We start from the raw sequence: 12,330 nt of genomic DNA on the forward strand, positions 1-12,330 counted from the left end.
AAAATCTGTGTAAATAACATTGATAAGTATTCTCGTTTACTTTATTGTTAGCGCCATAATTATTAATATGAAAGGGGCTAGCAAAGTGAAATTTGTATCTCGATCTATTGCAAAAAGTATCAGTATCGGCCTATTGGCGGGTTCAGCAGTCATGGCAAGCTTCGCGTCATGGGCTGAAACGGTCACTGATGTAGCGGGTCGCACTGTTGAAGTTCCTGAGAATATAAACCGTATTTTGTTGGGCGAAGGCCGTTTGTTTCATGCTGTCGCTTTACTTGAAGGAGATAAGCCCCTGGCTCGTATCGCGGGTTGGCAAGGTGATTTCCGCAAATTGGACCCACAGTCCTATGCTGTCTATAAAGCTAAATTTCCTGAAATTGACAAGATCCCTTTGATTGGTAACACCAGCGCTGACAGCGTTAGCGCTGAAAAAGTGTTAACCCTCAATCCAGACATTGCTATTTTTGGCTTATCCGGTCATGGGCCTGGTAAGAACAGTGAATTAGTTACCCAGCTTGAAAAGGCAGGTGTTCCGGTTGTCTTTGTTGACTTCCGTACTGAGCCGTTAAAAAACACGCTCCCGAGCATTCGTATGCTAGGTAAAGTACTGCACCGTGAAAAACAAGCGACAGAGTACGCTGATTTTTACGAGAAAAATGTCAAATTGGTGACTGATATCACCAGTAAAATCTCAGAAGAGAAAAAGCCAAGCGTATTTATCGACTTGAGAGCCGGCGCTTTTGAAGACTGCTGTGGGACGGCCGGTAATGGTAATTTGGGTAACTTTATCGATCTGGCTGGTGGCAAAAACATTGCTAAAGATGTTCTGCCAGGCGCGCTTGGCAACATGAACCTCGAAAAAGTTATTGCCGTTGATCCTTATATTTACATTGCCAGTGGAGCAAAAGCGCCAGACAGCAATGAACCTGGTGTAAAGCTAGGGGCGCAATCAACGCCTGAATTGGCAAAAGCCAGTCTGAAAACAATGACTGAACGTAAAGGTATTAGCTCGTTGACTGCGGTTAAAGAGGGCAGAGATTATGCTATTTGGCATAACTATTACAACTCTCCGTATAACGTGATAGTTGCTCAGGTATTTGCTAAGTGGTTCTATCCTGAACAGTTTGCAGATTTAGATCCACAGAAGACACTGAATGAATTACACAATAAATTCCTGGCAGTTGAGCCATCAGGTGTTTATTGGGTCAGTGAGAAGTAATTAGTAAGATAGGTAACAGAAACAATGAGTGCCACTACCGAGCTTATGCCAACGGTGAAACAACAATCAGATGACAACGGTGTAAAAGCCCATTACCAACATATTTTACGCCGGCGTATCGTGATGATGGTGTTCATCTTCCTGGTTATCGGTGTTTCCTTGGTAATAGATTTTACTATAGGGCCATCAGGTTTATCTTTGCAGTCTCTCTGGCAGACTTTAGTGTCACCAGAGAGTATGGATGCGGGTACACGGGTTATTGTTTGGGATATCCGTTTACCTTACGCTTTGATGGCGGTGGTGATCGGTCTGTCTCTTGGGCTGGCTGGTGCTGAAATGCAGACAATTCTGAATAATCCATTGGCAAGCCCTTTCACTTTAGGGGTTTCTCAGGCGGCTGCATTTGGTGCTGCGTTGGCCATCGTGTCAGGTGTTGGTATTCCGGGCCTGCCTGACCAATGGCTCATCTCTGCGAACGCCTTTATTTTTGCTTTTCTGTCAGCGTTGATGCTGGATGGTATTACCCGTTGGACACGGGCTGCCACTTCTGGCGTGGTGTTGTTTGGTATTGCGCTGTACTTTACTTTCAATGCACTGGTTTCCATGATGCAGTTTATTGCAACTGAGGATACCCTTCAGGGGTTGGTACTCTGGACAATGGGTAGCCTTGCCAGAGCAACTTGGATAAAACTGGGTGTTATGTTGCTGGTATTTGCAGCTATATTTCCGATTTCAATGATGAATGCTTGGAAATTGACAGCGTTGCGTTTGGGTGAAGATCGTGCAATCAGTTTTGGTATTGATGTTCGTCGCCTGCGCTTGGGTACATTGCTGCGTATCAGTATTCTTTCCGCTTTAGCGGTTGCATTTGTCGGACCAATTGCCTTTATCGGTTTGGTTGCACCCCATATTGCTCGTATGATGTTTGGGGAAGATCACCGCTTCTATTTGCCTGCCAGTGCACTGATTGGTGCATTAGTGCTGTCTATGACGTCGATTGTCTCGAAGAACTTGATCCCAGGTGTCATTATTCCGGTTGGGATAGTTACCGCATTAGTTGGGGTTCCATTCTTCCTTAGCATAATTTTACGCCATAGGGGGAATGTATGAATCAGGGATTAACGATTAATAATTTTTGCGCGGGCTATCCGAAAAATCCGGTCATTGAAAATTTAAATGTTTCAACGTTATCCCGTGGAAAAATTACGGTATTACTGGGGCCAAATGGTAGCGGAAAATCAACACTTTTGCGTTCTTTGGCTGGATTAAATCGCGCAAGCGGGCAGATCTGGCTCGATGGTCAGGATTTGATGAAAATGAATTTTGCCCAGCGGGCAGAAAATGTGGTTTATTTGCCACAAAGTTTGCCTGCTGGTGTTCATTTACATGTGCTGGAATCCATTATTGTTGCGCAGCGGGCCTCCGGTGGGCGTCATTCTGAAACCAGCGAAGAAGAAGTGATGTCTTTATTACGTCAGTTGGGGATTGAACATCTGGCGTTATGTTATTTAGATCAATTATCCGGTGGTCAAAAACAGTTAGTTGGATTGGCACAATCGTTAATTCGTAAGCCAACATTGTTATTATTAGATGAGCCACTCAGTGCGCTGGATTTAAATTATCAATATCATGTCATGGATTTGGTTGCACAAGAAACATATCGTCGTAATATTATTACGGTAGTAGTGGTGCATGATATTAATATCGCTTTGCGCCATGGTAACCATGTATTAATGTTACAAAAAGGGAATTTAATTGCTGAAGGCATTCCTGAACAAGTTATTACGCCGGATAGTTTGGCACAAGTTTATGGGGTCAGAGGCAGAATTGAATATTGTTCTCAGGGTGTTCCGCAGGTATTGATTGATGGATTGGTTTCCAAGTTAGCCAGTTAGAACCTATTGTAACGTATTGTTTAAAAAAATATTATTGATAAAACATGGGAATGGACAGCGCATAGAAATCGGAACGGTACTTATAAATAAGTGAGGGATGGGCTATTTCGCTCGTATTATCATGCGCTTAAAAACGATTATTTTTGTCTAGGTAATGTTCAGATCCATTATTTATTGCAAAGAATGAAAAATAAAATAATTTAATGAGATAGGAAAATTACTTATATTTTATGATCATAAAATATAAGTAAATCTAATAAAAAAACAATAAAACCACACAGAGGTAAATATTTTTCCTCGTTATTTGAGCATATGTTGATTATCCATTTTTACATATGAATAAAACATAATTATATTTCTTGGAGAATTGGGAATGGGTGTTTTTAATAAAAGAAAAATCGCGTTAGGAGTTATTGCTGCAATCTCATCTGGCTCTGTTTTTGCGGCCAGTGACAGTAATGACACTATTGTTGTAACTACTGCTGCAGGCTTCCAACAGAAGATTGAAGATGCGCCAGCGTCTATTTCTGTGGTGAGCCGTGAGCAATTGGAAACCAAGGCTTATCGTGATGTGACTGATGCACTGAAAGATGTGCCAGGTGTCTTGGTTACAGATGGTGGTAGCTACAGTGATATCCGCATTCGTGGTATGGCATCGAAGTATACTATGATTCTGGTTGATGGTAAGCGTGTTGATACCCGTAATACCCGCCCAAACAGTGACGGTTCTGGTATTGAGCAGGGGTGGTTGCCGCCATTGGCTGCTATTGAACGTATTGAAGTGATACGTGGTCCTATGTCCTCTCTGTATGGTTCTGATGCGATGGGAGGAGTGATCAACGTTATTACCCGTAAAGCGCAGAAAGAGTGGAAAACCAGCCTTCGCGCTGATACCACTTTGACTGAACGTAAAAATTCCGGTAACAGCCATCAGAGCAGCATTTATGCAGCAGGCCCGATAATTGACGGACTATTGGGATTAAAAGTGCATGGCCTGTATTCTCACCGCAACGAAGATAAATTTATTGGCGGCTTTAACAAGCAGGAAATGCGCAACGGTTCAGCAACTTTTTCTCTGACACCTGATGAACAGAATACTTTTGATTTTGTAGCGGGTCGTTATGAGCAGGATCGTGATTCAACTATCGGTAAGACGCGTGAATGCACGCCAAAATCTTGTGATGATAATGTAAATCGCTATAAACGTAATAATTATTCTATCACCCATAATGGCAACTATGACTTTGGTACCATAAATACCTACATTCAGCGTGACGAGTCAAGTAACCCCGGCCGTGACATGAAATATAATGAGACGGTATTTAATAATCATTCAGTCTTCATGCTGGATGATCATACAGTAAGCATTGGTGGTCAGTATCGTTATGAAGATTTGCGAGATGATGGTAACCAACTGCCTTCAGCAAGAGATGTGAATAAATTAACTCGCTGGAGCTGGGCGTTGGTTGCTGAAGATGAGTGGCAAATGACTAATGATTTTGCTCTGACTGGCGGCATCCGTATGGATAAAGACGAAAACTTTGGTGCACACTGGACGCCTCGTTTGTATGGTGTGTGGCATGCGGATGAACAATGGACGATTAAAGGTGGTGTCTCCACGGGTTATCGCTCACCCGATCTGCGTCATGTAGCCCCGAATTGGGGACAAGTAACAGGTGGCCGTTTCTTGAAGGGCATGATTTTAGGCAATTCAGATCTTAAGCCAGAGAAAACGGTTAGTGAAGAAATTAGTGTTATCTGGAACAATCAGGATAACTTTAATATTGGTATAACTCTCTTTAATACAGATTTTAAAGATAAGATCACTGAAATTAGAGATTGTGATAAAGACAGCGCTAAACCATGTGCTCCAATTAATGGAATAAATTATGACTTTATTAGTAAACGTGAGAACGTTGATAAAGTAAATATGCATGGTGTGGAGGCGACAATGAACTGGGATATCATTGAAGACTGGTCGTTGACAGCAAACTACACTTATACTGATTCAGAACAAAAAAGTGGGGATTTCAAAGGTAAGCCACTGAACAAAACGCCTAAGCATATGGCAAATGCGACTTTGAACTGGCAGACTTTACCGGAAATGAAAACCTGGACGCGCGTTAATTTCCGCGGCAAAACTTCGGATTACTTGTTACGTACCCGTATGGACAAGGGGACTCCATCCTATACCTTTGTGGATATCGGCGTTAGTTATAATTTGACTAAAGAGTTACGTGTGCTAGGTGGGGTATACAACGTATTTGATAAACGTGTTACTGAAGAGAATCATGGCTCGGTACTGGATGGCCGTCGTTATAACATTGGTATCACCTACGACTTCTGATAATTAGTTTTAGCTATAATGTGCTATAACCCCCTTGTTTGTTTCTGGCAGGGGGTTTTGTTTTTTTACTTCTACCTGCAAAAACTGAATGGCAATCCGTTTTGTGTTGTGCTACAACTTAATACATGTCAAAAGAATGTATAAGACATAGTTAAATTCCATAGCGTAATCAATTTGTGTGATAAAAAATAATGGACTTTTAGTGCGGTGACTATTGCTATTTCAAGTCTTCAAGTGCAGAATTCGCCCACTGGAAAATAACTGATGCGTTTATATGTGTCGGTTATTTTTTTTGCTTAGACTTATTTTTTACTATACTAGAGGCCGGATTCTGAGCCGGATAGATAATTGGCCCACGAGCAACCATAACAAGAATCGGTTGCCGTCATGAGGAACGCTAATATGGAGCAATTATTCTCTTTCGCACTTGTGCCAATTGGCGCAAGCTGCTGTTTTGATGACTACGGAGCGTTGAGCTCTGCGTATAATCCAGCCTCTAACTCCACTGCCTATAGGCAGAAGCGAAGTCTTCCCAGTAACTGTCGATTAAGTAGTACCGTAACACGAATCGAAGTTATGGGAGGTTTCGCTCATGTCGCATGATACTGTAATTCCAATTGGCACCAACCAAACTGGTGCGAACAATCGTGTTCAACTCAGAAAAACACTGACCTTAGTTCAGGTGGTGATGATGGGGCTTGCTTATCTGCAACCTACGACCATCTTTGATACTTTCGGGATTGTTTCTGGTTTGACCGACGGTCATGTAGCAACATCTTATGCTATTGCTTTGATCGCAATTCTGTTTACTGCCCTAAGCTATGGGAAATTGGTAAAACGTTTTCCTTCTGCCGGATCTGCATACACTTATGCACAAAAATCCATCAGCCCTCATGTTGGCTTTATGGTGGGTTGGTCATCGTTGCTGGACTATTTGTTCATGCCGATGATAAATATCTTGTTGGCGAAAATTTATCTCCAGGCCATTTTTCCCGGTGTAGATCCGTGGATCTTCGTTGTAGGTTTGACGTTTCTAATGACCGTTTTTAACCTGCGTGGGATTAACGTTGTTGCTAATCTCAACACAGGTATTGTTATTGTTCAGGTTGCAGTTATGCTTGTATTCGTGGGCTTGTTGATCCACGGCGTATACAATGGAGAAGGCGCAGGAACTTTATGGAGCGCAAGGCCATTTACTTCTGAAGATGCTCATTTAATCCCGATGATTACCGGGGCAACGATTTTATGTTTTTCATTCCTTGGGTTTGATAGCATTAGCACGTTGTCCGAAGAGACGCCGAATGCAGGCAAGGTGATCCCGAAAGCGATCTTCCTGACGGCATTAATTGGCGGCATCATCTTTATTATGGTTTCTTATTTCTTACAGCTCTATTTTCCTGATATCTCTCGGTTCAAGAACCCGAATGAAGCTCAGCCAGAAATTATGCTGTATGTAGCGGGTACTTTATTTCAGTCCATCATTATGGTGTTCTCTTGTGTCACCGTTTTGGCTTCTGGTATGGCGGCTCACGCAGGTGTTTCCCGTCTGCTTTATGTTATGGGGCGTGATGGTGTATTTCCTGAGAAAGTATTCGGCTATGTGCATCCGAAATGGCGAACTCCGGCAATCAACGTATTGCTGGTCGGTCTTGTCGCGCTGTCCGCAATGATCTTTGATCTGGTTACTGCAACGGCTCTGATTAACTTTGGCGCGCTGATAGCATTCACTTTTGTAAACTTGTCGGTCATCTCTCAGTTCTATATTCGTGAACGTCGTAACCGTACACTGAAAGATACAATCAACTTCCTGGTATTACCGGTGATTGGGGCTTGTACTGTTGGTGTGCTGTGGATGAATCTGGAACAAAGTTCTATGGAGTTAGGGCTGACTTGGGGAGCAATTGGTTTGATTTATATGGTATTCCTGACCCGCAGCTTCCGTCAGCCGATGCCTCAGTGTTCTGAAATGGTTTAGTATTCGGTTTGAAAAAGAATAACGGCACCGAATTTGGTGCCGTTTTTTTTATGTTTCCCATTGTTGCAATAATTCAGAATAAGAATCTTAGGAAAAAAAACAGGGAGGTAGTTTGCAGATAAGAAAAATTTCAACGGTAAATGGAGAAAAACAATCTATGCTCTGAGAGGCGATTAAATTATAGAGGAAGAGACTATGAATGATACAAAGACCTCTCAAAATCAACAACTCATCACTGCCCTGACCAATATTGTCGGTAAATCTCATATCCTGACTGCTCCCCATAAAACGGAACGTTATCGTAAAGGTTTTCGCTCCGGCCAAGGTGACGCTTTAGCTGTGGTATTTCCCGGTTCGCTGGTGGAACAGTGGCGTGTGTTTAAAGCCTGCGTTGAAGCAGATAAAATCATCTTGATGCAAGCGGCTAACACCGGTTTGACCGAAGGTTCTACACCAAATGGTAAGGATTACGACCGCGACATCGTGATCATTAGTACGTTGCGCATGAATAAAATACAGATCCTGAAACAGGGCAATCAGGTAGTCGCGCTGCCTGGCAGTACATTGTGGCAACTTGAACGTGCTCTTAAACCTCTGGGACGCGAGCCGCATTCCATTATCGGCTCTTCCTGTATTGGTGCTTCTGTGATTGGCGGTGTCTGTAATAACTCCGGCGGATCTTTGGTTCATCGTGGGCCAGCTTATACTGAAATGGCGTTATACGGACGAGTTAATGAACGTGGTAAACCAGAATTGATTAATCATCTGGGTATCTATCTGGGAGAAACACCGGAAGAGATCCTCTCTTGTCTGGAAGGACAGCGTTACAGTGAGCAAGATGTAGAATATGGTCAGCGTAAAGCGTCTGATTATGAGTATGCGCAACGAGTACGTGACGTAGATGCTGATACGCCATCTCGTTTTAATTCTGATGAACGCCGTCTGTTTGAAGCCTCAGGATGTGCAGGTAAATTGGTTGTGTTTGCGGTTAGGCTTGATACTTTCCCGGCAGAGCCTTTATCTCAGGTATTTTATATTGGTACCAATCAAACTGATGTATTGACGGAATTGCGGCGCCATATATTAGCGAATTTTCGTCATTTACCGGTGGCGGGTGAATATATGCATCGGGATGTTTTCGATATTGCAGAAGTTTACGGTAAAGATACATTCATTATGATTGATAAGCTTGGTACGGATAAGATGCCAGCTTATTTTACTTTGAAAGGGAAAATGGACGCTATTTTCAACAGGATCCCATTTTTACCTGCCAATATTATTGATCGAATGATGCAAGGGTTAAGCCGCTTACTTCCTCCCCACTTACCTAAGCGTTTGAAAGAATATCGTGATCGGTTTGAGCATCATTTGATATTAAAAATGTCTGGTGATGGGGTTGAGGAAGCTAGAAATTGGCTGGAAAGTTATTTCAGCCGGGTAGAAGGGGATTTCTTTGCTTGTACACCGGATGAAGGCGCTAAAGCGTTCCTGCATCGTTTCTCCGCGGGTGGTTCAGCGATCCGTTATCAAGCCGTGCATAGTAACGAAACGGAGAATATCCTTTCGCTTGATATTGCTTTGCGCCGTAATGATCGTAAATGGTTTGAACAGTTACCACCGGAGTTTGATGATGTATTAGTGCACAAGCTTTATTGTGGACATTTTATGTGCCATGTGTTCCATCAGGATTACATTGTGAAGAAAGGTGTGGATGTACATGCTCTGAAAGAAAGAATGATGGAACTGCTTGATAAACGAGGCGCGGAATATCCCGCAGAACATAATGTGGGTCATCTGTATCAGGCTAAGCCTCAACTTAAAGCTTTCTATCGAATGACCGATCCTACTAACACTCTTAATCCAGGCATTGGAAAAACATCCAAGCTGAAAAATTGGGATGGGGAATCTTAATGTTAATATTCTCAGCATTTACAACGCTATGCTGATGCTAAGAAAGTTTAAATCTGTCAGAATGAATGAAAATTATCCTGTTAACAAGAAAGGCGAGTAGATATAGCTCGCCATTCTGTGCTTATCCGCTATTTGCCTAATTATCCAGCCAGTTTCGCTGCATATTCCATTAATGCTTTAAGTTGATGGCATTTTTCTTCGTTGCCTTGATGTTCAATAAAGAGCTGTTCAATGATAAAGATATATTCACTGAGTTTGTCCTGAGTTAATACATCTTGACGATGACGCAACCAGCTTTGTTGTTCATCATAAGTCAGAGTAGCAGGGTAGTTTCTGGCTCGATAACGGAATAACAGCTTTTTAATCCTTGGATCTTGAAAAGTCAGATCTAGTGCAGGTAAATTCTGAGGTAATGTTTCACGGATAATATTCATTGCTGTTTTATCTGCATCACTAAAAAAGCCATTGTACAGTTGAGCGTCAATATTATCTGATTCAGGGAAAGGTTTGGCCTCAGCAAAGAGTTCTACAACTTTTTCTCTGATTTGTGGATTCTTCCGCAGAATAGAGAGATTTCTTTCACAATGATCACGATCCAACCCAAGACGTTCAGCATCTTCTGTTCTCAAAGTATTATCAGGTGCGATTATCGGACACTTATTAATATGAACCAATTTGACAGGAACTGATGGCTGATCGGGCAGCAATTCATCATGGCGGGTATATAGGCGTTCACGTAGAGCATCAGCATCCAACTCCAGTAAAGGTGAAATATCTCTTGCCAAATCGCACATGATAACGGCATTCCGATTTACCGGATGCCAGGCAAGAGGTGCAACCAGGCTGGTATTGCTGCGGGCAGCGCCAAACATACCGGAAACATGAAGCAGTGGTTTCATTTGAGGGATATCAATGAGATTGCTGACTTTCTGCTTATTTCTCAACTGAAAGAAATAATTGAACATCCGTGGTTGTGCTTCTTTAAGCAATTTTGCCATGGCAATCGTGGCGTAAACATCGGACATTGCATCGTGAGCATGTGAATGCTCAACGCCATTTGCCTTCGTCAAATGTTCCAGTTTAAAGCTGGGCAGACCATCTTCATTTTTTGGCCAGATAATACCTTCGGGACGCAGGGCATAACAGGCACGTAATACATCCAGTAAATCCCAACGGGAATTACCTTTTTGCCAGCTATAAGCGTACGGATCATAAAAATTGCGGTAAAAAATATTCCGGCTGACTTCATCATCAAACCGGACATTGTTATAACCGAGAATACAGCTGTTTGGCATACTGAACGCGTTATGGATTTGACGGGCAAATTCCGCTTCGTTGACGCCTTTTTCCAAGGCAATCTGAGGCGTAATTCCTGTAATCATGACCGCTTCTGGTTGAGGGAGATAATCATCAGCAGGTGAACAGTAAATAACTAACGGCTCTTCAATAATATTGAAATCCATATCGGTGCGGACACCGGCAAATTGAGCTGGTCTGTCCAATGCGGGATGTTTACCGAAAGTTTCGTAGTCATGAATATAGAAGTTGGGTTGTTCGCTGCTGTTTTTCATTGTTGTTCAATGTCCAATGAGGTTAATTATTTGTTTTTTCTGCTTTTTAGAGAGGGGAATGATATTTTGTTCAGAAATGTAGGTAATCATTGCTTACTATCTTAGAGAATCCATGTGATTGCAATATTATATCCATATTTTCCTACTTTCTGCGCCACGATGGGATGTCAGTTATTAACATTTTTGGGGCTTGGAATAAATTATTGTATGTTTTTAGAACATTTATCCTTGACAATACTGATCTGCCTACTGCAGTATGCATTAAAGTATTGAAATGATAAATGAGGTGAATATGTCAAATTTAATTTATTTAACGATTAAAGGTGAAACCAAGGGTTAATTTCTGCGGGTTGTGGCAGAAGAGACTCAATAGGTATCAAAGTGCAAAATGGGCACGAAGATCAGATTTTCGTCTATAGTCTGCAACATCTTATGACTCGCAAACAAAATGTTTCACATCATCCGGTAATTATCACTAAACCTATTGATAAGGTAACTTGGATTTACTCTATTTTTTGGTTGAGAGTAAAATGGAGTCATATGTCAGAGCGTTAGAGGCGTATGAAGAAGATCGCAGTTTATTTAATGCGATATTTAATGAATTCTCCGCAGGACTGGATAAATGCTGATGGCGATAATAAGTATATTGATGAAAATAGTGATGCATATAATTCAAGGGATAATTGGTGGGGTGAGTGTATTTTCAGTTATGGGATTAGTTTATTTTACCTTGATGTCAACATTAGAAAATCGATATCAGTATGCGATAGTTGCGGGTACATGCTTGGCGTTTTCTGCTTTTATTTTCTACATAACAGAAAAAATAAAAGAAAAATGCCAATTATTTCAGTAAATTTCAATGCAGATATAATAAGAGATAGAGATATTAGGGGGTGTTATTATTTACTATCTTACATCAGGTCAGCACTTTTACCAGCTAATTACAAATGTATTCATCAGTGAATAAGATATAAAACAGAATAAACTGATATGCAGTACCTTGGTAATTTCCAAGGTACTAAAGTAGAAGGATATAACCTCCTGTTATATCTGGTTTTTTAAGGATAATTAATTTCTTGAAAATGCTCATTAATACGCTCAATATATTGATCTTTTAAATCAGTTTCGTATTGGATTCTTTCAAGCAAATTCGTTCTATTGACACTATAGAATGGCCTAATAGAAAGGCCATTTTTGGGATGGATTATTTTTATAATCGGAATTTTTGTTCTACGGGCATAGCCAAAGGATATTTCGTAACCATCTAAATCAAAAGGGATTTTTTTCATCACTTAACCTAATCTTCGTCATGTTTTTCGTCGATTTTAATACTGTTTCAGTAATAAGGAATTTTTTATTTTATTATTAAGATGAATATCACAAATATAGTCATTTTTGAGATGTATTTAAAT

10 protein-coding genes are annotated in these 12,330 nt (G+C 41.3%); 8 read left to right on the forward strand and 2 right to left on the reverse strand.

Annotated features, from left to right (window positions below; genetic code table 11):
* The first annotated feature begins 67 nt into the window (after nucleotides 1-67).
* The 6 genes from PTE_RS17350 (at nucleotide 68) to dld (ending at nucleotide 9,347) form a co-directional block, all read left to right on the forward strand.
* Complete coding sequence (locus PTE_RS17350; RefSeq protein ID WP_152961748.1) at nucleotides 68-1,219, forward strand: ABC transporter substrate-binding protein; 1,152 nt, start codon at nucleotides 68-70, stop codon at nucleotides 1,217-1,219.
* A gap of 24 nt (nucleotides 1,220-1,243) precedes the next feature.
* Entirely contained in the window at nucleotides 1,244-2,329 is a 1,086-nt protein-coding gene (locus tag PTE_RS17355; protein WP_036849208.1) for a FecCD family ABC transporter permease, read from the forward strand.
* A complete protein-coding gene (locus PTE_RS17360; RefSeq protein WP_036849210.1) occupies nucleotides 2,326-3,114 on the forward strand; it encodes an ABC transporter ATP-binding protein in 789 nt (262 codons plus the stop codon). The genes PTE_RS17355 and PTE_RS17360 overlap by 4 nt, the downstream gene beginning before the upstream one ends.
* Before the next feature lie 373 nt (nucleotides 3,115-3,487).
* A complete protein-coding gene (locus PTE_RS17365; protein ID WP_036849216.1) occupies nucleotides 3,488-5,461 on the forward strand; it encodes a ligand-gated channel protein in 1,974 nt (657 codons plus the stop codon).
* Between the two features lie 592 nt (nucleotides 5,462-6,053).
* Entirely contained in the window at nucleotides 6,054-7,436 is a 1,383-nt protein-coding gene (locus tag PTE_RS17370; protein WP_036849217.1) for an APC family permease, read from the forward strand.
* 195 nt (nucleotides 7,437-7,631) lie between these two features.
* On the forward strand, nucleotides 7,632-9,347 hold the full coding sequence (gene dld, locus PTE_RS17375) for a D-lactate dehydrogenase (RefSeq protein WP_036849218.1): 1,716 nt from the start codon (nucleotides 7,632-7,634) through the stop codon (nucleotides 9,345-9,347).
* A 140-nt stretch (nucleotides 9,348-9,487) separates the two neighbouring features.
* On the opposite strand, the gene sbcB is transcribed toward dld, so the two are convergent.
* Nucleotides 9,488-10,918: an exodeoxyribonuclease I gene (gene sbcB / locus PTE_RS17380; protein WP_036849220.1), complete on the reverse strand. Its 1,431-nt coding sequence runs from the start codon at nucleotides 10,916-10,918 to the stop codon at nucleotides 9,488-9,490.
* Nucleotides 10,919-11,299: 381 nt separating this feature from the next.
* Here sbcB and PTE_RS27345 point away from each other — a divergent pair, with 381 nt between their 5' ends.
* Nucleotides 11,300-11,473 carry an Hcp family type VI secretion system effector gene (locus PTE_RS27345; protein ID WP_422615334.1) on the forward strand — a complete coding sequence of 58 codons (174 nt, stop codon included), beginning with the start codon at nucleotides 11,300-11,302 and terminating at the stop codon, nucleotides 11,471-11,473.
* Between the two features lie 6 nt (nucleotides 11,474-11,479).
* Nucleotides 11,480-11,881 carry a hypothetical protein gene (locus PTE_RS25485; protein WP_131601537.1) on the forward strand — a complete coding sequence of 134 codons (402 nt, stop codon included), beginning with the start codon at nucleotides 11,480-11,482 and terminating at the stop codon, nucleotides 11,879-11,881.
* A 95-nt stretch (nucleotides 11,882-11,976) separates the two neighbouring features.
* On the opposite strand, the gene PTE_RS17390 is transcribed toward PTE_RS25485, so the two are convergent.
* A complete protein-coding gene (locus PTE_RS17390; RefSeq protein ID WP_036849223.1) occupies nucleotides 11,977-12,207 on the reverse strand; it encodes a hypothetical protein in 231 nt (76 codons plus the stop codon).
* Between the last annotated feature and the right edge of the window lie 123 nt (nucleotides 12,208-12,330).

Source organism: Photorhabdus khanii NC19 (genome assembly GCF_000517265.1).
Lineage (GTDB): Bacteria > Pseudomonadota > Gammaproteobacteria > Enterobacterales > Enterobacteriaceae > Photorhabdus > Photorhabdus khanii.